24 protein-coding genes are annotated in these 22,744 nt (G+C 69.5%); 10 read left to right on the plus strand and 14 right to left on the minus strand.

Annotated elements, in window-relative coordinates; all coding sequences use genetic code 11:
- Nucleotides 1–238 precede the first annotated feature (238 nt).
- A complete protein-coding gene (locus FPZ12_RS12960; RefSeq protein ID WP_243769820.1) occupies nt 239–1,234 on the plus strand; it encodes a hypothetical protein in 996 nt (331 codons plus the stop codon).
- A gap of 153 nt (nt 1,235–1,387) precedes the next feature.
- Here the strand turns inward: FPZ12_RS12960 and FPZ12_RS12970 are convergent, their stop codons facing one another.
- The 3 genes from FPZ12_RS12970 to FPZ12_RS12980 all read right to left on the minus strand — a co-directional run bounded on the left by FPZ12_RS12970 (nt 1,388) and on the right by FPZ12_RS12980 (nt 4,724).
- Nucleotides 1,388–2,674 carry an MFS transporter gene (locus FPZ12_RS12970; RefSeq protein WP_150980312.1) on the minus strand — a complete coding sequence of 429 codons (1,287 nt, stop codon included), beginning with the start codon at nt 2,672–2,674 and terminating at the stop codon, nt 1,388–1,390.
- A 113-nt stretch (nt 2,675–2,787) separates the two neighbouring features.
- Nucleotides 2,788–3,210 (minus strand): MarR family winged helix-turn-helix transcriptional regulator, encoded by a 423-nt coding sequence (locus tag FPZ12_RS12975; RefSeq protein WP_144747011.1) that lies wholly within the window; start codon nt 3,208–3,210, stop codon nt 2,788–2,790.
- Between the two features lie 29 nt (nt 3,211–3,239).
- A complete protein-coding gene (locus tag FPZ12_RS12980) occupies nt 3,240–4,724 on the minus strand; it encodes an NCS2 family permease (protein ID WP_144747000.1) in 1,485 nt (494 codons plus the stop codon).
- Nucleotides 4,725–4,775: 51 nt separating this feature from the next.
- Here FPZ12_RS12980 and FPZ12_RS12985 point away from each other — a divergent pair, with 51 nt between their 5' ends.
- Nucleotides 4,776–5,063 carry a DUF2530 domain-containing protein gene (locus tag FPZ12_RS12985; RefSeq protein WP_243769821.1) on the plus strand — a complete coding sequence of 96 codons (288 nt, stop codon included), beginning with the start codon at nt 4,776–4,778 and terminating at the stop codon, nt 5,061–5,063.
- Here FPZ12_RS12985 and FPZ12_RS12990 read toward each other — a convergent pair.
- Both FPZ12_RS12990 and FPZ12_RS12995 read right to left on the minus strand, forming a co-directional pair.
- Entirely contained in the window at nt 5,060–7,774 is a 2,715-nt protein-coding gene (locus FPZ12_RS12990; RefSeq protein ID WP_144746999.1) for a sacsin N-terminal ATP-binding-like domain-containing protein, read from the minus strand. The two genes, FPZ12_RS12985 and FPZ12_RS12990, sit on opposite strands and share 4 nt — an antisense overlap.
- Entirely contained in the window at nt 7,755–8,531 is a 777-nt protein-coding gene (locus FPZ12_RS12995) for a DUF3027 domain-containing protein (protein WP_144746998.1), read from the minus strand. The genes FPZ12_RS12990 and FPZ12_RS12995 overlap by 20 nt, the downstream gene beginning before the upstream one ends.
- 51 nt (nt 8,532–8,582) lie before the next feature.
- Between FPZ12_RS12995 and FPZ12_RS13000 the strand changes: the two genes are divergently transcribed.
- The 3 genes from FPZ12_RS13000 to FPZ12_RS13010 are packed head-to-tail and all read left to right on the plus strand — an operon-like array spanning nt 8,583 to nt 11,612.
- On the plus strand, nt 8,583–9,359 hold the full coding sequence (locus FPZ12_RS13000) for a glutaminyl-peptide cyclotransferase (RefSeq protein ID WP_144746997.1): 777 nt from the start codon (nt 8,583–8,585) through the stop codon (nt 9,357–9,359).
- A 41-nt stretch (nt 9,360–9,400) separates the two neighbouring features.
- Nucleotides 9,401–11,101: an MFS transporter gene (locus FPZ12_RS13005; RefSeq protein ID WP_144746996.1), complete on the plus strand. Its 1,701-nt coding sequence runs from the start codon at nt 9,401–9,403 to the stop codon at nt 11,099–11,101.
- A gap of 13 nt (nt 11,102–11,114) precedes the next feature.
- Nucleotides 11,115–11,612: a DUF2771 family protein gene (locus tag FPZ12_RS13010; RefSeq protein WP_150980306.1), complete on the plus strand. Its 498-nt coding sequence runs from the start codon at nt 11,115–11,117 to the stop codon at nt 11,610–11,612.
- A gap of 465 nt (nt 11,613–12,077) precedes the next feature.
- Here FPZ12_RS13010 and FPZ12_RS13015 read toward each other — a convergent pair whose 3' ends face one another.
- On the minus strand, nt 12,078–12,464 hold the full coding sequence (locus FPZ12_RS13015) for a cold-shock protein (protein ID WP_144747009.1): 387 nt from the start codon (nt 12,462–12,464) through the stop codon (nt 12,078–12,080).
- Between the two features lie 147 nt (nt 12,465–12,611).
- Here FPZ12_RS13015 and FPZ12_RS13020 point away from each other — a divergent pair, with 147 nt between their 5' ends.
- Complete coding sequence (locus FPZ12_RS13020; protein ID WP_144746994.1) at nt 12,612–12,833, plus strand: hypothetical protein; 222 nt, start codon at nt 12,612–12,614, stop codon at nt 12,831–12,833.
- Here the strand turns inward: FPZ12_RS13020 and FPZ12_RS13025 are convergent.
- Entirely contained in the window at nt 12,799–13,422 is a 624-nt protein-coding gene (locus tag FPZ12_RS13025; RefSeq protein WP_144746993.1) for an HAD family hydrolase, read from the minus strand. The genes FPZ12_RS13020 and FPZ12_RS13025 overlap by 35 nt on opposite strands.
- Before the next feature lie 83 nt (nt 13,423–13,505).
- Between FPZ12_RS13025 and FPZ12_RS13030 the strand changes: the two genes are divergently transcribed.
- Both FPZ12_RS13030 and FPZ12_RS13035 read left to right on the plus strand, forming a co-directional pair.
- Nucleotides 13,506–14,120 (plus strand): TetR/AcrR family transcriptional regulator, encoded by a 615-nt coding sequence (locus tag FPZ12_RS13030; RefSeq protein ID WP_144746992.1) that lies wholly within the window; start codon nt 13,506–13,508, stop codon nt 14,118–14,120.
- The gene (locus FPZ12_RS13035) at nt 14,117–15,085 is read left to right on the plus strand and encodes a R2-like ligand-binding oxidase (RefSeq protein ID WP_144746991.1); all 969 of its coding nucleotides are present in this window, start codon (nt 14,117–14,119) and stop codon (nt 15,083–15,085) included. The genes FPZ12_RS13030 and FPZ12_RS13035 overlap by 4 nt, the downstream gene beginning before the upstream one ends.
- 18 nt (nt 15,086–15,103) lie before the next feature.
- Here the strand turns inward: FPZ12_RS13035 and FPZ12_RS13040 are convergent, their stop codons facing one another.
- Entirely contained in the window at nt 15,104–16,756 is a 1,653-nt protein-coding gene (locus tag FPZ12_RS13040; protein WP_144746990.1) for an AMP-binding protein, read from the minus strand.
- A gap of 52 nt (nt 16,757–16,808) precedes the next feature.
- On the opposite strand from FPZ12_RS13040, the gene FPZ12_RS13045 reads away from it, so the two are divergent.
- Both FPZ12_RS13045 and FPZ12_RS13050 read left to right on the plus strand, forming a co-directional pair.
- Nucleotides 16,809–17,567: a PhzF family phenazine biosynthesis protein gene (locus FPZ12_RS13045; protein WP_144746989.1), complete on the plus strand. Its 759-nt coding sequence runs from the start codon at nt 16,809–16,811 to the stop codon at nt 17,565–17,567.
- Nucleotides 17,568–17,942, plus strand: coding sequence for a YccF domain-containing protein (locus tag FPZ12_RS13050; protein WP_144746988.1), 375 nt, complete (start codon nt 17,568–17,570; stop codon nt 17,940–17,942). It begins immediately after the preceding gene.
- Nucleotides 17,943–18,048: 106 nt separating this feature from the next.
- On the opposite strand, the gene FPZ12_RS13055 is transcribed toward FPZ12_RS13050, so the two are convergent.
- The 6 genes from FPZ12_RS13055 to FPZ12_RS13080 are packed head-to-tail and all read right to left on the minus strand — an operon-like array spanning nt 18,049 to nt 22,726.
- Nucleotides 18,049–18,849, minus strand: coding sequence for a metallophosphoesterase (locus FPZ12_RS13055; protein ID WP_144746987.1), 801 nt, complete (start codon nt 18,847–18,849; stop codon nt 18,049–18,051).
- 20 nt (nt 18,850–18,869) lie between these two features.
- Entirely contained in the window at nt 18,870–19,676 is an 807-nt protein-coding gene (locus FPZ12_RS13060; RefSeq protein ID WP_144746986.1) for an HAD-IIA family hydrolase, read from the minus strand.
- Between the two features lie 9 nt (nt 19,677–19,685).
- Nucleotides 19,686–20,741, minus strand: coding sequence for a sulfate/molybdate ABC transporter ATP-binding protein (locus tag FPZ12_RS13065; RefSeq protein WP_144746985.1), 1,056 nt, complete (start codon nt 20,739–20,741; stop codon nt 19,686–19,688).
- Nucleotides 20,738–21,505 (minus strand): ABC transporter permease, encoded by a 768-nt coding sequence (locus tag FPZ12_RS13070; protein WP_144746984.1) that lies wholly within the window; start codon nt 21,503–21,505, stop codon nt 20,738–20,740. The genes FPZ12_RS13065 and FPZ12_RS13070 overlap by 4 nt, the downstream gene beginning before the upstream one ends.
- Nucleotides 21,506–21,536: 31 nt before the next feature.
- The gene (modA, locus tag FPZ12_RS13075) at nt 21,537–22,325 is read right to left on the minus strand and encodes a molybdate ABC transporter substrate-binding protein (RefSeq protein ID WP_144746983.1); all 789 of its coding nucleotides are present in this window, start codon (nt 22,323–22,325) and stop codon (nt 21,537–21,539) included.
- Complete coding sequence (locus tag FPZ12_RS13080; protein WP_144746981.1) at nt 22,322–22,726, minus strand: TOBE domain-containing protein; 405 nt, start codon at nt 22,724–22,726, stop codon at nt 22,322–22,324. The genes modA and FPZ12_RS13080 overlap by 4 nt, the downstream gene beginning before the upstream one ends.
- Nucleotides 22,727–22,744 lie beyond the last annotated feature (18 nt).

The raw sequence follows: 22,744 nt of genomic DNA on the forward strand, positions 1-22,744 counted from the left end.
GAGTCGGCCCCACCCGCGCACATGCCGGGGGCACCCGCGACCGCAAACACGCCAGCGCCGTCGGCCAACACGCCGACAGCGAGGGCAAACACGCCAGCGGGAGCGGCAAACACGCACCATCGCCACTCCGCTACCACATGCCGCCTCACCACAGTGAGCAAATACCTGCACACGGGCCGAAAACAGCGCCGGGTATCTTGCCGGTGGCCAACCAGGACGAGCGCCGTGGGGAGGCGGAGTGCGAAAGTTCCACGCGAGTGAGACCGCGACCGTGCTGATCGTCCTGGTGGTCGTTCTGCTGTCGTTCGGTTCGGTGTCCACCGCGGCCGGTTACTGGTGGGCGAACGACGGCCGCGAGCAGGCGGCGTCCATCCCGGCGCTGCCCTCGGTCTGGCCCAGCAAGGACGGCCAGGCGCTGCGCTCGGTGCCGATCCCGACCGGTGAGATGGTCGCCGCGCTCCCACCGGACACGGCGGGGCACGTCCTCTGTCAGTCGCTCAGTCAGCAGCGCTGGGAAGCGCTCCTCGGCGACGCCACGCTGCGCGAGGTGGAGCACGGTGGCTGCCACGTCGTCACCGCCACCCTCGACCTCCGCCTCGACCTCGACGGCACCCCGGCGAACCTCCAGGACCCCGACCAGATCGAGATCGCGGGCCACAGCGGGGAACTCGAAGCGCTGGCGCCGGAATCCAACGCGCGCATGAACGTCCGCCTCGTCGACGACGCGCCCACCGAGCAGATCAAGCCCTTCCTGCGCCTGGATGTCAGCCGCAGCATCGAGGGGCCAGGGCCGGGGATGGACGACCTCCTCACGTCGGTCGCGAACGCCGTCGTGCAGGCGACCATGGCGCCGGGGCCGGACCTGCCGAAGCAGAGCAGCGGTCAGGCGATCCCCGCGCGCACCGTGGAGCCGGTGCCGGATCACGGGATCCTGGACTCACCGTGGCCGATGATCTCGTGGCAGCTGTGCACCGCGCTGACCGAACGCCTGCACGCCACCGGCCGCCCCAAGTTCGACGGGACGTGCACGGCGCGCGGCGTGCAGGTGAGCTACACCGATGAGGTCTCGCCTCGCGTCTTCCCGCAGACGCTCGCGGGGAGACCCGCGTCGATCACCGACGACTCGGTGTCGGTGCAGCTGACCGACGACTCCGCCCAGACGGTCACCTTCTCGGGCGGCTCCGACCTCACAAAGCTCGCCGAGTCGATGCTCCCGTCGCTGCTCGGCCATTAGCGAACAACAACCGCAGCCCCGACATCCGATACCGCGACGACATCCCACCACGCCGCACCAACACCACCGCACACGCCAACGCCGCCAACGCCGAAATCGCCCCACCGATGATGAACGGGGACCGGCCGCCCAACGACACCGTGGCCATCCAGCTCACAAAGCCCGACGAGACGATCCCGCCGTCGCTGCTCGGCCATTAGCGAACAACAACCGCAACCCCGACATCCGATACCGCGACGACATCCCACCACGCCGCACCAACACCACCGCACACGCCAACGCCGCCAACGCCGAAATCGCCCCACCGATGATGAACGGGGACCGGCCGCCGAAAGCGTCTGCCATCCAGCCGACCATCGGCCCGCCGATGGGGTTGCCGCCGATCAGCACGAGCACGTAGATGCCCATCACGCGGCCGCGCATCTCCGGGCTGACCGCGGTCTGCACGAGCGAGTTCGCGGTGTTGAGGAACGTGATCGTGGCGAAGCCGAGCGGGATCAGCGCGATGCCGAAAGCCAGATAGGTCGGCATGAACGCGGTGACGAACTCGATCGCGCCGAGGCTGAACGCCGCGATCAGCAGCAGCCGCACCCGCGGGTTTCCCTTCACCCCGCGCCGCGCGGCCAGCAGTGAACCGGTGAAAGTGCCCACCGCCAGCAGGGTCGAGAGCAGGCCGTAGCCGTCGGCCTGGGTGCCGAAGACGTTGCCGGCGACGATCGCCAGCGAGGTGAAGAACGTGATCCCGAAGGTGCTGACGAAGAACACCAGCACCATCACCGTGACCAGGTCGGAGCGCCCGCGCACGTAGTCGAGGCCCTCGCGCAGCTGCCCCTTCGCCCGCTCCACGGCCGGGCCGCGGAACAGCTTGTCCGGGTCCATCAGCAGCAGTCCGGTGATCACCGCGAGCGTGCTTGCGGCGTTGGCGAGGAACATCCAGCCGGTGCCGACCCACGTGATCGCGAACCCGGCGATGGCGGGGCCGACGATGCGGGCCATGTTGAAGATCGAGGAGTTCAGTGCCACCGCGTTGGTGATCTGCTTGCGCCCCACCATTTCCGCGACGAACGACTGCCGGGCGGGCACGTCGAGCGCGCTGAAGATGCCGAGCACGAAGCAGAGCACGAACACGTGCCAGAGCGCGACGACCCCGGTCACGTCGAGCAGGCCCAGCACCAGCGCCTGCACGCCGATGCTGCTCTGGATGAAGACGCACAACTTGCGCTTGTCGACCCGGTCGGCGAGCACGCCCGCGTACAGCGACAGCAGCACGGTAGGGATGAACTGGAGCGCGACCGCGACGCCCAGCGCGATCGGGTTGTTGCCCGAGAGCTGAAACACCAGCCAGTCCTGGGCGATGCGCTGCATCCAGGTGCCGATGTTGGAGATCACCTGGCCGGAGAAGAACAGCCGGTAGTTGCGGACCCGCAGCGAGGCGAACATGTCCAGTTTGGACTTCTTCGCCGTCCCCTGCTCGGGGGGTGGTGGCGCCTGCCCCCGGGTAGCTTCCGTTGTCGGATATGACTTCTGCTCGCTACCCGTGTCGGCTCTCACCGTTATTCGTTCCCCGCCATCCTGTCGATGATCTCGGCGGCCTGCGTGAGCACTTCCCGCTCCGCTCCGCTCAGCCCTGCCAGCTTGCGGTCCAACCAGGCCTCACGCACGGAGATCGTCTCCTCGACGAACTTCCGCCCGGTGCCGGTCAGCGTGACTATCGCCTGCCTGCCGTCGGTCGGGTGCGGGCTGCGCTCGACGAACCCCAGTTCCTCGAGCGCGGTGATCACCCTGGTCATCGACGGCGGCTGCACACCCTCTTTGGCGGCCAGCTTGCCCGGCGTCAGCGCCCCGCACTTGTGCAGCGTGGACATCGCCGCGATCTGCGTCAGCGAGACGGTCTGGTCGATCCGCTGTGCCCGTAACCTGCGGTTGAGTCGCACCACAGCCAGCCGGAGCCGGCTGGCCAATGCGCGCTCAGCCATATCGGACACATAGTTAGCATACCAAACGATCAGCGAAGCGCGTCCTGAATCGGCCCGACTGCGAAGTACGCCACGAACGCCACGGCGATGAGCCACATCAGCCAGTGCACCTTCCGCGCCTTGCCGGTGACCCCCTGGATGACCACGTAGCTGATGAACCCGGCGCCGATCCCGTTCGCGATCGAGTAGGTGAACGGCATCACCACGATGGTCAGAAACGCGGGCAGCGCAACGGAAAAGTCGCCGAAGTCGATGTCGCGGACCTGCCGGATCATCAGCGCGCCGACGACCACCAGCGCGGGCGCCGCCGCCTCCACCGGCACCGACTGGTACAGCGGCGTGAGGAACATGGCTGCGATGAACAACACACCGGTGACGATGTTCGCCAGCCCGGTCCGCGCGCCCTCCGCGATGCCGGACGCCGACTCCACGAAGACCGTGTTGGAGCTCGCCGAGCCGAACCCGCCCGCGGCACCGGCGAGGCCCTCGACGAACAGCGCGCGGCCGACGCGCGGCAGCTGACCGTCCGGCCCGAGCTGCCCGGCTTCCTTCGCGAGCCCGGTCATCGTGCCCATCGCGTCGAAGAAGTCGGCCAGCACCAGGGTGAACACGAACAGGACCACGGTGATGATCGGCAGCCGCGTCCACGCCCCGAACGACACGTCACCCACGAGCGACAGGTCGGGGAGGCCGACGACCTTGTCCGGCAGCGCCGGGTAGCCGAGGTTCCAGCCGGTGAGGTTGGTGCCGTTGGACGGGCCCGCGTGCACGATCGACTCGACGATGATCGAGATGACCGTCGTGGCGAGCACGCCGATCAGGATCCCGCCGCGGATCTTCTTCGCCACCAGCACACCGGTGAGCAGCAGCCCCACCACGAACACCGCGGTCGGCCAGGATGCGATCGAACCGTCGATGCCGAGCCCGACCGGAACGGTGGTGTTCGCCGAGTCCGGCAGCCGCCGCACGAACCCGGCGTCGACGAGCCCGATGAAGCAGATGAACAGGCCGATACCGACCGCGATCGCGGACTTCAGCGCGGCGGGCACGGCGTTGAACACGGCGGTGCGGAACCCGGTCAGCACGAACACGACGATGATCAGGCCCTCGATCACCACCAGCCCCATCGCCTCCGGCCAGGTGACCTGCGGGGCGATCGTGACCGCGAGCAGGCTGTTGATGCCCAGCCCGGTGGCGATCGCGAACGGGTACTGGGCGACGAGTCCCATCAGGATGGTCAGCACGCCGGCCACCAGCGCGGTCACCGCTGCCACCTGCGACGACGGCAGGATGTTGCCGAGCACGTCCTTGTGCGCGCTGGCGCTGTCGGCCGAGAAGCTGCCGATGATCAACGGGTTCAGCACCACGATGTAGGCCATCGCGACGAACGTGACCAGACCGCCGCGGATCTCCCTGCCGGTGGTCGAACCGCGTTCGGTGATCTTGAAGAACCGGTCGAGGCCCGATCGGGGTGCCTGCCGCTCTTCCTGTCCGGTGTCCTGCTGCTGCGCCATGACCGCCGCCTTTGTGGTGCTCGTGGGTGACTCGCCGGTAGCCTTCCGGACGTGACCGATCCGATCAACGGTGGGGATGTTAAAGGCTCGTTGCGTCCGGTGCCCGAGCTGCCCGCGCAGCTGACCGCGCTGTTCCCGATCGTCATCGTCGGGACGGTCGCCTGGCTGATCGGCTTCGTCGTACTCGCGATCCACGACTTCGGCGGCGGGCACACCCCGAGCGTGTGGCTGTGGACCTGTTTGTCGGGTGTGGTGATCAGCCTGATCGGAATGGGCATCATGGCCTGGCAGCGAGCCGCCCGAGGCCGCGGCTCCCGCTCAGCCCAGACCGGCGCCTAGCTCCAGGGCGTCAGCGGGTCGGGGTCGTCCAGCAGGGCCGTGACGAGGTGCCGGTCCGCCCAGCGGTCGGCCGCCCAGCAGAACGCGCGGGCCAGCCCTGCCGACGAATCCTCCGCATGATGTTCCCCGTGAAACCCGCCACTTTCGACCCACCACGGCGTGGCGCGCTTGACCCCGTCGACTTCGACCGTCAACTCCTCGTGCACCAGCACGCCACCTTCCGGCAACGGCAGGTCCAGCAGCTCCGCCACCAGGCGGATCGCGGTCAGCTCGCGCCACGGCACGAACTCGCCCTCGCCGGGCCGCCCCGAGATCAACTCGCTCAGCAACGGGATGTCCAGCAGCTCGGCGATCCGCTCGGGCTCCGCCGCGGCAACCAGCCTGTCCGCCGGCCACAACGTGGCGAGCCACGGTTTGTCCAGCACCGCGGCGTCCTCGGCCGCGACCACCGTCCCGTCGACGGCCCGCACCCGCTCCGGCGCGTCCAGCTCCGACAGGTCCAGCTCCGCGGCGGCGAGCGCGCCGTACGCGCGTGAGATGGCGCCCGGCGCGACCGTGCGGTCCGCGTCGCCCAGCCTGTTCAGCAGGTCGGCAGCATCCTCGATGTCCTCGACGACCAGCTCCGTGCGCACGCCGACAGCCACGAGCACCTCGGGCCGCACGCCGAGATCCGGGATCGGGTCGTACAGCCCGGCCAGCGACTCCGCGTCGGGCAGGCGCCATTCGTCCGGCGTGTTGCCGTCGAGCAAAGCGTTGCGGGACAACCATTCTCCGGACGGCCCGTGCAGCAGCGCCTGCCACGTCTCCCGCTCCGACTCCAGCAGCCGCAGCGCCTCGGGCCATTTGTCGTCCGCGACCAGGTCGAGGTCGCGGATGCCGTCCTCGGTGACCCGGAACCCGTCGAGCACGCCGGCCGCAGTCAGCACGCCCGGCGACCACTGCTCGGCGAAGTCCTTGTCCAACAAGGAAAGTTCCTCGCCGATCACGTCGGGATCGAGCACCTCGAGCAGCGGCGACGTCGGCAGGATCAGCTCGTCCGCGCGCCGCCAGCCGTCTTCGCACGGCAATGCCAGCGCGCCCAGCCCCTCGACGGTCGTCTCGGACACCAGGCGCAGCACGGCTTCCGCGAGCGGACGTGTGTCCAAACCGGACTCCGCGTCCTCGACACTGCGCTCGACGGCCTCACGCAGCCCGGGCGCCTCCAGCAGCTCGACGGCGTCCGCCTGCTTCGCGCCGAGCTGTTCCAGCAACGGGTGCGCGGCCTCGGGATGCACCAGCCGCAGGCCCAGCACGTCCGCCTCGGCCAGCAGATCGAGCAGCTCGCCGGAGCCGAACAGCAGCGCGCCGCGGGGCCCTGGCAACGTCCGGCCATCGGCCAACGGAACGGGCAGGGCACCGAGCTCGTCCTTGGCGATCTCGTGCGATTCGAGCAGCGGCAACAGCGCGTCGTAGAGCGAATGCCACCACGAAGGCGGGCGCTCGACGCCGGTCAGCAGCTCGACCAGCTCCGGGATGTCCAGCCGGTCGGCGTCGACCGTGGCCAGCACCTGCGCGACGTCGTACCCGGACAGCTTGACCAGCCGAGGCACGAGATCACCGAGCAGCTCGACCAACTCCGGCGACTCGACCCCGAGCACCCGCGCGCCCGAGGCGGGGAGGTCGTCGCCGACGGCGGGCAGCCACGGCTGCTCGGCCAGGCCGCGGCGCACCGCCTCCCGCAGTTCTCCGTCCACTTCGGACAGTGGGAATCCCGCGCTGGGCACCAGCGAAGGCCTGTCCTCCGGCGCGAGCCTGCGTACAAGGTCCGGGTACGCCCGAGCCGGCGCGACCACGTCCGCGCCCGGCAACACCCGGCGTCGCGAGGGCTCCAACGGGATGTTCGCGATCAACCGCGCGGGCAGCGACAGCCGCTCGTCGGTGGGCGTCGGCGCGCGCAGCACGTCCTCGGCCAGCGGCTCAGGGCCCTCGTCGGACATCGGCACGGCCCACAACCCGCCCGGCGCCTCCTGCGTGAGCCAGCGGCGCACGGCACCGTCCGGCGCGGAGATCTCGACGTAACCGTCCACTTCGGACCGTTGCCAGACCCCGCCGACCTCGACGCGCGTCAGCGCGGGCAACGCCAGCAGCAGGTCCTCGACTTCGCTCTCCAGCCGGGCCAGCAGCTCGTCCTGGTCGACCTCCGGGCGCAGCGGCAGCCGCACCTCGGTGTCGAAACCTTCGGGCACCTGCTCGTCCACCGGCCACGGCAGCCGCAGCACCGGCACCTCGCCGTCTTGGCCGATCTCGTCACGCGTGCGCGCTTCGGAGAACGCGACGCCGCCGGTGCGGGAGATCACCCTGGGCGCGCTGCTGACCGCGAGCACCGCGGCGAACCCGACCCCGAACTTCCCGACCAGGCCTTCCTTGGCCGACGCGCGCAGCGACGACAACGACGCGACACCACGGGCGTCCAGCGGGGCACCGGTGTTGGCGAACCGCAGCTCACCGTCCACAACGGACACCCGGACGACTCCGGGCACGCCTGCTTCGGCGGAGGCGTCCGCGGCGTTCTGGGCCAGCTCGACGAACAACCTGTCCCGGTACGCGCCGACCCGCAGATCGCGTTCGGCGTTGGTGTCCTCGGTGAACCGCGTCGGCGAATCCGCCCACGCGCGCCGCACCGAGGCCCGTAGCGCCCCGGTGCCGAACGGGTCAGGAGTCGGCAGGCTCACGCACCGGTTCCATGTCCAGCTGGGAGTCGTCGTAGACCAGCTCCGCGACCGGCACCGAGGACGTGGTCTCGACGTGGATCTCGGAATGCGCGCCACAGCCGTACTCGACGTTCACGACCCGGCCGTCCGCGGGCGAGATCTCGTTGCCGCACACGCCGAACGCGGCCCGCATGGACCCGGCGAGCGAAAGGTAGAACCCGCAGGTGCCGCACGACTCCGGCGCGCTGCGCGCCATGTCCGAGCGCGGCCCGAACTCGCCGCCGCGCCAGCGCGTGGCGGCTTCCTGCCTGCCGTAGCGGGAAAGCACGTGCACCCGGCCGAGTCCGGCCTCGAGCGCGACCTCCTCGACCGCCGGGTCGTCGGACTGCAGGTACGCCGGCACCAGCCGCGGGTCGTCGTCCTCCGTCGGGAAGATGTCACCGACGCCGAGGTCACCGGGGCGGACCCGGCGCTCCCACGGCACCCACTTCGGCGCCACCAGCGCCTCGCGGCCCGGGGTCAGCACGACCTCGGAAACCGTGACGGGCAGCTCCGGCCCGGCCGCGGCGACCGTGACCGACCAGCACCAGCCGCGGTAACCGGGTACGGCCGCCTCGAAGAGGTGGGTCGCGGAGACGGCGTCCTCGCGGTACACGCCCTCGTGCGCGCCGACCTGCTCGGCCCCCGCCTCGGCGACCGCGGCCTCGCGCGCGAGCTCGACGGCGTCGGTGAGGGCCCGCTGTACGGAACCGTCGTCCAGGGTCAGCAGCAGGGTCATGGTCCTCATTGTGCAGCGGCGTATTCACGTGGGTCATGTCAGGGTGTAGGCGTGCGCGCCCTGATCCCGATCTCTCTCGCCCTGGTGGCGGCTCTCGCGGGGTGCGGCGCAGCCGCACCTCAGGCCGCGGATCCGGCTCCGTCGCTGCGTACCGAGGTCGTCGGGACGCTGCCGCACGACACGTCCGCGTTCACCGAGGGCCTGGAAATCGCAGACGGATCGTTATACGAGAGCACCGGGATCTCCGGCACCTCCACCGCCCGGTACGGCCCGCCGGGCCAGGCGCCGACGCACACCGTGTCGCTGCCGTACCCGCTGTTCGGCGAAGGGATCACCGTGCTCGGCTCCACGCTGTGGCAGCTGACCTGGAAGGACGGCTTCGCCATCGAGCGGGACGCGCGCACCCTCGCCGAACTGCGCCGCGTTTCGTACCAGGGCGAGGGCTGGGGCCTGTGCCACGAGGGGAACAGGCTGGTGATGAGCAACGGTTCGGACCAGCTGACGTTCCGCGACCCGAAGACGTTCGCGGAAACCGGCGCCGTCACCGTGCACGACGGCGGGCAGACCTTCACGCAGCTCAACGAACTCGAGTGCGCCGGCGGCGCGGTGTACGCGAACGTCTGGCAGACCGACGAGATCCTGCGCATCGACCCCGGCAGCGGCAGGGTGACCGGCAGGATCGACGCGTCAGGGCTGCTCACCGACGCCCAGCGCGCACAGGCGGATGTGCTCAACGGCATCGCGGCGGTGCCCGGCACCGACGAGTTCCTGCTCACCGGGAAGTACTGGCCGACCCTGTTCCAGGTGAAATTCGTGCCCGTTGCCTGATCAATGAGCACGTCCGCGACCTGATGAGGCAAGATTGACACGTGGGGCGCAAACGGAAGTGGACACCGGAACCGGGGGCCGGGAGGCCGTGGGGCCCGCCCGCGTCCGAACGAGTCCACGCCGAGCCGCCCCGCGAACGCGTGCCCACTGCGGACGAAGCGCCCACCGGCGCCGTCCGTTCTTCGGTCCCGCCGCGCGGCGCGCGGCCGTACCCGCCGCCTCCGCCGCCGCGTCCTCGCGCGACTCCTCCCGGCGCTGAGCCGCCGCCGCGCCGCACGGAACCGTTGTACGAGCACTACAACACCGACGGCTACCCGGCCGGCCACCGCCCGGATCCGAACGAGACCCAGCAGGCGAACCGCACCGAGGCCACCGCGGGGGCGATGCCGCGGGTACCGAAGAAGATCACCGTCACCCGCGTCGCCGCGATGCGCAGCCGCGAGCTCGGCGGCAAGGCCGTCGGAGCGTTCCAGCGCGCCACGAAGGCCGACGGCGCCGACAAGTCCGGGCTCACCTCGCTGACGTACGCGGTGATGCTGAACTACGCGAGCGACGCGGCGATGGCCGTCGCGCTGGCGAACACCCTGTTCTTCGCGGCCACCAGCGGTGAAAGCCGCGGCCGGGTCGCGCTGTACCTGTTGATCACCATCGCCCCGTTCGCGCTCGTCGCCCCGGTGATCGGCCCGGCGCTGGACAAGATCCAGCGCGGCAGGCGGCTCGCGATGTGCGTCTCGTCGATCGGCCAGGGCCTGATGGCCGTGTTGATGGCGATGCACTTCGACGACTGGGGGCTGTACCCGGCGGCGCTCGGGATGATGGTGCTGTCCAAGTCGTTCACGGTGCTGAAGTCCGCGGTCACGCCGCGGGTGGTGCCGCGCGGAGTGACGCTGTCGAAGACGAACGCGCGGCTCACCGTGTTCGGTCTCGCCGCCGGCGGGGTGTTCGGCGCGGTGGCGAGTGGCGTGAACTCGCTGATCGGCTCCTCGGGTGCGTTGTACTTCACAGCGTTGATCTGTGTCGCGGCCGCGGTGCAGTCGATGCGGATCCCGTCGTGGGTCGAGGTGACCGCGGGCGAGGTGCCTGCCACCCTGAAAGCCCAGCCCACCAGCCGGAAACGCCAGCCGCTCAGCCGCGACGTCGTGGTTTCGTTGTGGGGCAACGGTTCCGTGCGCGTGCTGACGGGCTTCCTGATGATGTTCGCGGCCTTCGCGGTGAAGGCGCACGCGGAACAGAACGGGCAGAGTCCGTTCATGCAGCTGCTGTTGCTCGGGCTGATCGGTGCCGCGGCGGGCGTCGGCGGGTTCATCGGCAACGCGCTCGGTTCCCGGCTGTCGTTCGGGCATCCCACGCAGGTCGTGCTCGGCTGTGTCGCCGCGACGCTGGCGTCCACCATTCTGGCCACGGTGCTGGCCGGGATAGCCACGGCCACGATCGTCGGCCTCGTCGGCTCCACTTCGAGCGCGCTGGCGAAGATCAGCCTCGACGCCTCGATCCAGGCGGACCTGCCGGAGGAGTCCCGCGCGTCGGCGTTCGGCCGTTCCGAGACGGTGCTGCAGCTGGCCTGGTGTTTCGGCGGCGCGATGGGGCTGCTGCTGCCCCCGACATACTGGCTGGGATTCCTGGTGGTCTCGCTGCTCGTCGCGCTCGGCGGCACCCAGACGCTGCTGATGCACAGGGGCGCTTCGCTGCTGCCGTGGCTCGGCCGGAAGCGGCCCGAGCGTCCGGCCCGCACGCTCGCCTAATACTGTTTGAGCCATGCGGCGTTCTCGGATCATGGGTCTTCTTGCTGCCGGGGCTCTTGTCCTGACCGGCTGTTCCACCTCCGTCGGCCCGCCGGAAGTCACGTTCTTCGGCGACGGGCACACGGTGAACGCCAAGCCCCTGATCCACTGCGACGCGCTGGTGCAGAACTGCGACAAGTACCCGGACGCGACGGTGGCGCTGCGGGTGCGGCCCGGCAAGCCGGTGCAGATCTCGGTGCCCTCGGAGGTCGGCGACACCCCGTGGCTGGTGAACGTCCAATACCTCGACCCGGACGGCACCCCGAAGATCAAGCAGCAGTACTTCTCGCCGAGCAGCCACCTCGCCTACACCGCGACCGCCGACAACCCGGCCGACCAGCTCGTGGTGGTCGAGGTGCAGCAACTCGGCGCGGCGTACGCGGCAGACCAGGCAGGCAACCCGATCCTGGACGAAAGCGGCAACCCGCAACTGGTCGCGCGCGCCTACTGGTCGCTGCAGATCCAGCCCTGAGCCGCGGCGCCGGCGTCTTGCCCCCTCTCGCGGGCGTGTTTGCCCGTGGCGTCGGCGTGTTGGCCCGTCCCGCGGGCATGTTGGCCGCCCCCGTCGGCGTGTTGGCCGACCGGGGCGCGACGAGGCACGGCAACCGTCGACGGGCGGACACGTAAACCGAACGCGGCGGCCCAACGCACCGGCACGACCGGCCGACGCGCGGGCCAACGGCAAACACACCAGCGCCCGCCGCCAACACATCAACGCCCGCAGCCAACACACGCACGCCAGCGGCCAACACACCAGCGCCCGCAGCCAACACACGCACGCCAGCCGCAAACACGCGCACGCCAGCGGCAAACACGCGCACGCCAGCGGCAAACACGCGCACGCCAGCGGCAAACACGCCAGCGGGAACGGCAAACACGCCAGCGCCAGGGGCCAACACGCCGGGCGGAGCGGGGCGAAGCCGCGCGGGCCCAGGGTTTACGGGTCGAGGTCGCGGGCTACGGCACGCATCACTTCGGCGATGCGCTTGATGTTCTTGCGATCGGGGTAGCGGCCGCGGCGCAGATCCGGTTGGACCTTCATCTCCAGCAGCTTGATCATGTCCTCGATCAGGCCGTGCAGCTCCTCCGCCGGCCGGCGCCGGGCTTCGGCCACCGACGGCAGCGAGTCGATCAGCCGGACCGAAAGGGCCTGCGGCCCGCGCCGCCCGTCGGCGACGCCGAACTCGAGCCGCTGCCCGGCCTTGAGTGCCTCTACCCCCTGGGGTAGCGCGGTCTTGCGGATGTAGACGTCTTCGCCGCCGTCCTGGGTGACGAAGCCGAACCCCTTCTCCGCGTCGTACCACTTGACCTTGCCGGTCGGCACTGCCCTCACCGTTCCTTCGCTCTGCTCGGTCCACTCGCGTGCCCCGCACGACGAACGCGCCCCGGGGGCGTACCCAGGACGCGTGCCGTAAAGCCTATCCCGGTATGCGCCCTGGGGAGAAGCGGCCAAGCGTTCTAACCTTGGGGCATGGAAACTGCGGCCAAGACCCAACCACGCAAGCCCTGGCTGATGCGAGTGGGCATCGGGGTGTTCGCGTTGGGCGTACTGGCCGTGCTGGTCGTGTTCGTCATGTTCGCGGCCGGACTGCGCGACCTGCCGGTGTGGCTCAGCGCGGCGGCCGGAGTCTTGACGCCGCTGGGCATCCTGCTCGGGCTCATCGCGCTGGTGCGGGAGCACCGTAAGAGCTGAGCCAGCCCGGAAACTCTTCCAGGCTGTCGAAAACCACCTCCGCGCCGGCGGCCGTGAGTTCCTGGCGGCTGCACGGCCCGGTGGTCACCCCGATCGGCAGCACACCGGCGGCGAGCGCTCCGCGTACGTCGCCGAGGTGATCTCCGGCATAGGCTTCGGCGCCGTGCTCGCGCAGCGCCGCGGCTTTGCCCGCCGCCCACAGTTCACCGACGAGCACATCCACCGCGAAGCCGAGCGCCTTCACGTGCAACGCCGCGTTCGGGCCGTATTTCCCAGTCACCACAACGGTTCTGCCGCCCGCGGCATGGACAGCGTCGAGCGCGGCGTGCGCGCCGGGCAGCGCCACTGTCTTCGGGACGACGATCTCCGGGTACAGCTCACGGAAACGGGCGACCAGCGCGGGGATGCGTTCGGCGGGGGCGCCGAACTCGCTCAGCACCATGTCCAGCGGCGGGCCGAGGTTGCTCGCGAAGTGCTCGCCGTCGAGCGGCAGCCCGGCCTCCTCGCCGAGCGCGTTCATCACCGCGATCATCCCTGGTCTCGGGTCGATCAGCGTCATGTCCAGGTCGAAGCCCACGGTCATCCCCACGCCGACCACCGTAACCGTCTTTACACGTAAGCCAATCGAGTCCACCCGCTTGACATTTCCCGCCACCGTGTCAAGCTGGGCCTGTGGCTGAGATCACTTCCTCCTTCGCGGAGCGCACCAAGGCGTCACTGCGGGAAGCGCTGCTCGACGCCGCGACCGGGCTGCTGGCCACACAGGGTCACGCCGGCCTGCGCATGGCGGACGTCGCGTCCTCCGCCGGGGTGAGCAGGCAGACCGTCTACAACGAGTTCGGCAACAAGACGGCGCTCGTGCAGGCCGTCGCGCTGCGGACGACGGCGGAGTTCCTGGAGGGCATCCGGACCCGGTTCGACGCGGCGCCGGACCTGCTCGCCGGGATCCACCGCGCGGTCGTCTTCACCATCGAACACGGGCGGGAGAACAAGCTGGTCGCCTCGGCTCTGGGCACCCAGGCCGGCGAGGACCTGCTGCCGTTGCTCACCACGCGAGGTGAGCCGGTGCTCTCCGCGGCGGTCGAAATGGCCGCCGCGCACTACCGGGAGTTCCTGCCCGCACTCGACGAGAGCACCGCGGTGCTGCTCGCCGAAACCGTCACCCGGCTGGCACTGAGCCATCTCGTGCTGCCGACCCATTCCGCGGCGGAAGCGGCCGACATGGTCTGCGCCGCGGTCTCCCCGGCCATCGCCCACCATTTGTCCACAATGGAGTGTGAGAAATGACCGACCTGCTCGCGGCACACCGCACCGGATTCACCTCATTGCGCGCCGGCGGCCTGAACTGGGACTCGTTCCCGCTTCGGCTGTTCACCAAGGGCAACGCCAAGTTCTGGAACCCGGCCGACATCGACTTCAGCAAGGACGGCGCCGACTGGGCCACCCTCACCGACGACGAACGGCGCTCCGCCACGTACCTGTGCGCGCAGTTCATCGCGGGTGAAGAGGCGGTCACCCAGGACATCCAGCCGTTCATGCGGGCGATGGCCGCCGAAGGCCGCTTCGGCGACGAGATGTACCTGACGCAGTTCGCGTTCGAGGAGGCCAAGCACACCGAGGTCTTCCGGCGCTGGATGGACGCGGTCGGGCTGACCGACGACCTGACTTCGTACGTGTCGGAAAATCCCAGTTACCGCAAGCTTTTCTACGAAGAGCTGCCGGAGTCGCTCGGCATCCTCGCCACCGACCCGAGCCCGCTGAACCAGATCCGCGCGAGCGTCACCTACAACCACGTGATCGAAGGCAGCCTCGCGCTGACGGGGTACTACGCGTGGCAGAAGGTCTGCACCAAACGCGGCATCCTGCCCGGGATGCAGAAGCTGGTGAAGCACATCGGCGACGACGAGCGCCGGCACATGGCGTGGGGCACGTTCACCTGCCGCCGCCACATCGCCGCCGACGATTCGCTGTGGGAAGCGGTGCAGCAGCGGATGAACGAGCTGCTGCCGCACGCGCTCGGCATGATCCAGTGGGTCAACGAGCAGTTCGAGGAACCCCGCCCGTTCGACAACGACCCGCAGGAGTTCCTCGACTACGCCGCCGATCGCGCGCAACGTCGGCTGGGCGCCATCGAGTCCGCGCGCGGCGTGCCGGTGCAGCAGATCGACGTCGACTACTCCCCGGAACGCCTCGAAGACACCTTCGGCGAGGAGGACGCGAAGGCGTTCGCGGAGATCATGGCCCAGGGCTGAGCCGACGGCCGCGGCCCGTCAGGCATGCCGGGCCGCGGCCGCCTTTTCCAAGCCCAGCAAGGAAACGGCCTGCTGCCGCATTTCGACCTTGCGGATCTTCCCGGTCACGGTCATCGGGAATTCGTCGACGATGTGGACGTAACGCGGGATCTTGTAGTGGGCCAGTTTCCCGGTGCAGAACTCCCGCACCGCTTCCGCGGTGAGCGGGGTTTTCCCTTCCCGCATCCGGATCCACGCCATCAACTCTTCCCCATACCGCTCATCCGGCACGCCGATCACCTGGGCGTCGAGGATGTCGGGGTGGGTGTAGAGGAACTCCTCGATCTCCCGCGGATACACGTTTTCCCCGCCCCGGATCACCATGTCCTTGATCCGGCCGGTGATGTTCACATACCCCTCGGCATCCATCACCGCGAGGTCTCCGGTGTGCATCCAGCGGGCCCGGTCGATCGCCTCGGCGGTCTTGTCCGGCTGCTCCCAATACCCGAGCATCACCGAATACCCGCGGGTGCACAGTTCTCCGGGCTCGCCGCGAGGCGCGGTCAGGCCGGTCTCCGGGTCGACCACCTTGACTTCCAGATGCGGCATCACCCGCCCCACCGTCGACACCCGGCGCTCAATGCTGTCATCCGCACGGGTCTGGGTGGACACCGGCGACGTCTCGGTCATCCCGTAGCAGATGGAGACCTCGGCCATCCCCATCCGCTCGATGACCTGCTTCATCACCTCCACCGGACACGGCGACCCGGCCATGATCCCGGTGCGGAGACTGGAGAGGTCGTAACCCTCGAATCCCGGATGCGACAACTCGGCGATGAACATCGTCGGCACGCCGTACAACGACGTGCAGCGTTCGGTGGCCACCGCGTCGAGGGTGGCCTTGGGGTCGAAACCCGGCGCGGGGATCACCATGCACGACCCGTGACTCGTCGCCGCCAGGTTGCCCATCACCATGCCGAAGCAGTGGTAGAAGGGCACCGGGATGCAGATCCGGTCCGCCTCCGTGTAATGACACAACTCCCCGACGAAGAACCCGTTGTTCAGGATGTTGTGGTGCGACAGGGTCGCGCCCTTCGGGAACCCCGTCGTGCCGGAGGTGTACTGGATGTTGATCGCGTCATCGGCCGACAACACGATCTCGTCCAGCACGGCCCGGTCGGCGGCCTTTCCGTTCTCCAGCAACGAATTCCACACCGGCCCACCGATCAACGCCACCTGCTCCAGACGCGGGCAGCGCGGCCGCACCTCCTCGATCATCCCGGCGTAATCCGAGGTCTTGAAGCTCTCCGCCGACACCAGCAACCGGATCCCCGCCTGGTTCAGCACGAACTCCAGCTCATGCGACCGGTACGACGGGTTGATGTTCACCAGGATCGCCCCGATCCGGGCGGTCGCGTACTGCGTGAACGTCCACTCCGCACAGTTCGGCGCCCAGATCCCCACCCGGTCACCCTTGCCGATCCCCAGCTCCAGCAACCCGAGCGCCAGCTCGTCCACGACCTCGGACAGCTCCGCGTACGTCCAGCGGCGCCCGGTCTGGCATTCGACCATCGCCTCACGATCACCGAAAGCCGCGACGGTGCGGTCGAAGTTGCCACCGATCGTGTCACCGAGCAACGGGACGTCGGAGGTACCGGACGAGTAGCTCGGCACCGCGGGTACGCCAGGCATGATGCCTCCTGGAGATCGTCGACGTTGACGGGTTCGAGTCTATGGTGGCGATATGCGCCTGTACATCGTGGACGCCTTCACCGACACGCCGTTCGCCGGCAACGCCGCCGGGGTCGTGCTCCTCGACGAGCCCGCCGACGCGGCCTGGATGCAGTCCGTCGCGGCCGAGCTGAAGCACCCGGAGACCGCGTTCGTCGAGGTCGGCGAGGGTCCGCGGCCGCTGCGGTGGTTCACGCCCGCGGTGGAGGTGGATCTGTGCGGCCACGCCACGCTGGCCACCGGGCACATCCTCGGTGGCGAACAGGTTTTCCTCACCCGCAGCGGTGAACTGCGCACGCGGGCCGACGACGGTTGGGTACACATGGACTTCCCGGCCGACCCGTCGGAAACAGCCGAGGACGACGTGGCCGCGGCGCTGCCCGGGGTGACCGTGGAAGGCGTGTTGCGCGGGAAGACCGACATCCTCGTCCGCGCGAGCACGGCGGCGGAAGTCCGTGCGGTGAAGCCGGATCTGGGCGTGATCGCGTCCTGGCCGGCCCGGTGCGTGATCGTCACCGCGCCCGGCGACAAACCGGGGATCGACTTCGTGAGCCGCGTCTTCGGGCCCGCGGTCGGCGTACCGGAGGACCCGGTCACCGGTTCCGCGCACTGCACCCTTTCGCCCTACTGGTCGCGGGAACTGGGGCGGGTGGAACTGACGGGCGAGCAGGCGTCGGAGCGCGGCGGCGTGGTGCGCACCCACCTCCGAGGCGAGCGCGTCGGGCTCGCCGGCCAGGCCGTGACAGTCATGAGCGGGGAGCTGGTGGTCTGAATGCGCGTACTGCTGAACGTCATCTGGCTGGTGCTGTGCGGATTCTGGATGGCGCTGGGATACCTGGTCGCGGGGATCATCTGCTGCATCCTGATCGTCACGATCCCGTTCGGCATCGCGTCCTTCCGCGTCGCGAACTACGCGCTCTGGCCGTTCGGCCGCACCCTCGTGGAACGGCGTGACGCCGGGGTCGCGTCCGTGCTGGGGAACGTCATCTGGATCATCTTCGCCGGCTGGTGGCTGGCGCTCGGGCACATCCTCACCGGCATCGCCCTGTGCATCACGATCATCGGGATTCCCTTGGGACTGGGGAACTTCAAGATGATCCCGGTCAGCCTGGTACCGCTGGGGCGGGAGATCGTTCCGGCTCCTTGATTTGTGTGGGGGCGTTGCGGCAGCAACGGACGCGCGTGGCCGCGGGGTGTGGTCGGTGGGACGGCTCGCTTCGCGTTGCCGGGTTCCGGTTTATTGGGGTGGGTCCCTAGTCTTCTGGTTCCCAGGGCAGCGGCACGATCAGGCAGGGGCCGCCCGCGAACAAACCGCCGTCGATGCCTAGTACTTTTCCGCCCGCGTAGAGAAAAGGGGCCTCGATCTGGGTGGGGTGGATGCCCAGCTGGTCGGCGATCACGCTGTGCCCGTGCACGATCCGCTCCCCGCCGAGCACCTCGAGCAGGCGCTCGGCGACCTCCGCGCCGTCCGGGCCGCGGAAGGCATAGCGCGTGGTCATCCGGCGCCAGACGTCCCACCAGGCCGCGAGGTCGTTGCCCGCCAGTATCTCCTGCGCGGTCTCGTTGATCTCGTCCTCGGTGTCGCCCCAGTCCAGGTACTCGAGGGTGTCCGAGTGCAGCAGGAGGTGCTCACCGCTGTGCGCGACGAGCGGCCTCGTGCTCAGCCACTCGATGTGGTCGTCGGTGAGCGCGTCCTGGTCCGACAGCTGCCCGCCGTTGATCTCCCAGCTCCGCGCGAAGCTCCGCGGCCCGAAATCCGACGGCACCTCCGTGTCGCCGAAGTGGTACATCCCGAGCAGCAGGATCTCGTGGTTGCCCAGCAGCATGTGCACGGCACCGCCGGCGTCGGCGGCCTGCTCCTCCAGCCGCATCACCAGGTCGATGACGCCGACCCCGTCCGGGCCGCGGTCCACGAAGTCGCCGAGGAACCACAGGTGCGCGTCACCACCGCACCAGTCGTCGTTCTCGTCGAGCAGCTTCTTCCCGCGCAGGGCGTCGGTCAGCTCTTCCCGGTGCCCGTGCACGTCACCTACGGCGTAAGTCGGGACATCCACGGTTTGACCATAAGCCCTGCTCAGTACTCCCGGGAGAGCAGCCCGTCGCCGAACGGGTCCTGGGTGCGGCCCACCAGGTCGGCGATCGAATCGAGCACCACCGTCGGCCGGTACGGATAGCGCTCGGCGGACTCCTTCGTCGAGATCCCGGTCAGCACCAGAATGGTCTGCAGCCCCGCCTCGATCCCGGAGTGCACGTCGGTGTCCATCCGGTCACCGATCATGATCGTGCTCTCCGAATGCGCGCCAAGCGACCGCAACGCGGACCGCATCATCAGCGGGTTCGGCTTCCCGACGTAGTACGGCGAACGCCCGGTGGCCCGCTCGATCAGCGCGGCGATGGAACCGGTGGCAGGAAGCAGCCCTTCGAGACTCGGGCCGGTGGCGTCGGGGTTGGTGGCGATGAACTTCGCCCCGCCCTCGATCAGCCGGATCGCCCTGGTGATCGCGGTGAAACTGTACGTCCTCGTCTCACCGAGCACGACGTAATCCGGGTCGCGGTCGGTCAGCACGTACCCGGCTTCGTGCAGCGCCGTGGTCAGGCCCGCTTCGCCGATGACGAACGCCGAGCCGTTCGGCCGCTGGCTGTCGAGGAACTTCGCGGTGGCCAGCGCGGAGGTCCAGATCCGCTCCTCCGGCACGTCCAGCCCGCTGCGCTGCAGCCGCGCCCGCAGGTCACGCGGGGTGTAGATCGAGTTGTTGGTCAGCACCAGGAACGACGCGTCGTTCGCCCGCAGTTCGGCGAGGAACTCGTCGGCACCCGGGACGAGGTGCTCCTCGTGCACCAGCACCCCGTCCATGTCGGTCAGGTACGTCCATTGCGTCATACCCCCACCTTATTGGCCGAGAGCGGGATGCACCGTCACCGTCGTGGCTTTGATCGACAGCTGCACCGGCGTGCCCGGCTCCAGACCGAGGTCGGCCACGGCCGCGGGAGTCAGATCGGCGGACATCCCGCATTCGGTGCGCAGCCGGACCACCGGGCCATGGGGTTCGACCGCCGTCACCACGGTGGGAATCGTGTTGCGCGGGCTGCCGGGATGGCCGTCGTCCGCCGGGTACACGGCCACGGCGCTCGGCGCGAACACCGCGACCGCCGGTTCCCCGAGCGCGACGTCTTCGGCGAGCATCCCGGCGACGAACCGGTTTTCGGTCTGCAGCCCGCCCTCGGCCGCGGTGCCGGGCACGAGGTTCAGCCCCGCGATCCGCGCGGTGAACGCCGTTCGCGGAGCGGCCAGCACCTCGCGCGTCGGGCCGCGTTCGACGGCCCTGCCCCGCGAAAGCACCAGCACGTGGTCCGCCAGCGCGAGCGCGTCCAGCGGATCGTGAGTCACCAGCACGGTCGCTCGGCTTCTGTCGGCGCGAAGCACCCGCCGCAGCAGACCGCGGATCGCCGGGGCGGAGTCCACGTCGAGTGCGGCCATCGGCTCGTCGAGCAGCAGCAGATCCGGTTCTCCCGCCAGCGCCCGCGCCACGGCCACCCGCTGCGCCTGGCCGCCGGAGAGCTGCCGCGGCTTGCGGTCGGCGAACTCCGCGGCGTCCACTTCAGCCAGCCAGCGCCGGGCGATCCGCTTCGCTTCGCCCCTCGACGCCCCCTTCGACCGCGGCGAGAACGCCACATTGTCCACAACGGACAGATGCGGGAAGAGCAGCGGATCCTGCGAAAGCAGCCCCACCGAGCGGGCGTGCGGCGGCAGTCCGTGCAGGTCACGGTCGCCGAGGCGGATCTCCGCCCGCTGCGGCCGGAACAGCCCGGACAGGCTGCCGAGCAGGCTGGACTTGCCCGAACCGTTCGGCCCGAGTATCGCCAGCACCGTTCCGGCCGGGACCTCGAAGTCCACCTCCAGCTCGAAGGTGCCCCGCCTCAGCTCGATCTCGGCCCGCAACATCACGTCGGGTTGCCCTCCAGCGCCCGCGGCCGCGCCACCGTGATCACGACGACGGCGACCACGATCAGTATCAGCGACATCGCGACCGCACTGTCTATATCGGACTCGGCCTCGGTGTAGACGGCGAGCGGAAGCGTTTGCGTCACGCCCTGGAGGCTGCCCGCGAACGTGATGGTCGCCCCGAACTCGCCCAGTGCCCTGGCGAAACTCAGCACCGCGCCGGACCCCAGCGCCGGCAGCAGCAGCGGCAGGGTGACTCGCCTGAACACCGTCCACGGCTTGGCCCCGAGCGTCGCGCCCACCTGTTCGTAGCGGTCACCGGCGTTGCGCAACGCCCCTTCGAGGCTCACCACCAGGAACGGCATCGCGACGAAGATCTGCGCGATCACCACCGCCGCCGTGGTGAACGGCACCGTCACGCCGAACGCGGTGTCCAGCAGATAGCCGAGGAAACCCTTGCGCCCCAACAGGTACAGCAACGCCAGCCCGCCGACGACCGGCGGCAGCACGAGCGGCAGCAGCACGAGCGAGCGCAGCACCCTGATCCCGGGCACCCGTGAACGCGCGAGCACGACGGCCAGCGGCACCCCGAGCACCACGCAGCCGACGGTGGAGATCGCGGCCGTCTCCAGTGAAAGCCCCAACGCGTCCACCGCCGCGTCCGACACGATCAGCGTCGGCAGCCGGGACAGGTCGGACCGCACGAGCAGCCCGACCACCGGCAGCACGACCAGCAGCAGGGCGAGTCCCGCGGGCACCCAGAGCACCCACGGGACCTTCGCTCGCGGAACGGACCGGCTACTGGGCCGGCGTGCCAAAGCCCACCTTGGTCAGCTCCGCCTTGCCCTGCGCGCCGAGCACGAACTGCTCGAACTGCTTCGCGAGGTCACCGGCCGGCGCGTCCTTCAGCACCGTGATCGGGTAGTTGTTGATCGCCTGCGCCGACTCCGGGAAGTCCACCTGCGCGACCTTGCCCTGCGCGGTGTTCGCGTCGGTGACGTAGACCAGGCCAGCGTCGGCGTCCCCGGACTCGACCTTCGCCAGCACCTGCTTGACGTCCTGCTCCTCGCTGACCGGCTTCAGCGTGACGCCGGTGTTCTTCTCCACCTTCTCCGTCGCGGAACCGCACGGCACCTGCGACGCGCAGACCACGACCTTCAGCCCGCCGTTGGCCAGGTCGCCGAAGGTCTTGAGCCCCTTGGGGTTCCCGGGCGGGGTGGCGATGGTCAGCTTGTTCGTGGCGAAGATCGTCGGCGTGCCGTCGACCACCCCGCCCTGCACGGCCTTGTTCATGTTGGCCTCGTCCGCCGAGGCGAACACGTCGGCCTTCGCGCCGTTGGTCAGCTGCTGCACGAGCGTGGACGAGCCGCCGAAGCTGTACTTCACGGTGACGCCGGGGTGCGCCGCCTCGAACTCGGTCTTCAGCGCGTTGAAGGATTCGGTGAGGGAAGCGGCCGCGTAGACGGTCAGTGTCTGTGCCTGCGGGGCGCTGCTGGTGCCGCCGCTGCCGCTTGCGTTGCCGTTCGAGGAACCGCAGCCGGTGAGCACGAGTGCGAGCCCGGCCAGTCCCGCCAGTACTTTCTTCAACGCTCTCCTCCAGGAGTCTCGACGACGACCGTCGTCGCCTTCACCACCGCCACCGCGAGGACGCCCGGCTTGAGACCGAGCTCGCGGACCGCTTCGGTGCTCATCAGCGAGACCACCCGGTGCGGACCGGCCTGGATCTCGACCTGCGCCATCACCTTGTCCGAGGTCACTTCCGTGACCAGCCCGACGAAGCGGTTGCGTGCGGAACGCCCGATGTCCGAAGGATCGTCGGGCTGCGCGGCCTGAGCGCGGGCGAAGGCGGCCAGCTCGGCTCCGTCGACCACTTTGCGGCCGACCGAATCCACGCCGGCGGTCAGCTGACCGGCGCGCACCCAGCGACGTACCGTGTCGTCGCTGACCCCGAGCAGCCCGGCTGCTTCCGAAAACCGAAATTGCGGCATGCGGGGCAGATTATCTCC

The organism is Amycolatopsis acidicola (assembly GCF_007713735.2).
GTDB lineage: Bacteria > Actinomycetota > Actinomycetes > Mycobacteriales > Pseudonocardiaceae > Amycolatopsis_E > Amycolatopsis_E acidicola.